The organism is Vibrio ichthyoenteri ATCC 700023 (genome assembly GCF_000222605.1).
In the GTDB taxonomy this organism is placed as follows: Bacteria; Pseudomonadota; Gammaproteobacteria; order Enterobacterales; family Vibrionaceae; genus Vibrio; species Vibrio ichthyoenteri.
On sequence record NZ_AFWF01000173.1, the window covers coordinates 1 to 369 of the forward strand.

The 369-nt window shown below is 44.7% G+C and carries 2 tRNA genes; both read right to left on the reverse strand.

Going from position 1 to position 369, the window contains the following annotated elements:
* Positions 1–158: 158 nt before the first annotated feature.
* Positions 159–235, reverse strand: a tRNA-Pro gene (locus RH85_RS11995).
* 54 nt (positions 236–289) lie between these two features.
* Positions 290–365, reverse strand: a tRNA-His gene (locus RH85_RS12000).
* Positions 366–369 lie beyond the last annotated feature (4 nt).

The following is a 369-nucleotide window of genomic DNA, read 5'->3' on the forward strand; positions in this document are numbered from 1 at the left end:
TAGAGGCATCAATGAGAACAGAGAAAAAGATAAACGGCGGGTAAGTGCTAACGATAACGGCTTAGATAAACTCGTGGCCGATTAAGTAATATAAATAATGAAATGGTTAAATCACAGATGTAAAAAAGCCCTAGTCTTTCGACTAGGGCTTCGTATAGTGGTCGGTGAAGAGGGATTCGAACCCCCGACCCTCTGGTCCCAAACCAGATGCGCTACCAAGCTGCGCTATTCACCGACAAGGTTTTATTCTTAATTTTCATTAAGAAAGGGAGCAAAGCTACCTAAATAATGGGGTGGCTAACGAGGCTTGAACTCGCGACAACCGGAATCACAATCCGGGACTCTACCAACTGAGCTATAGCCACCACA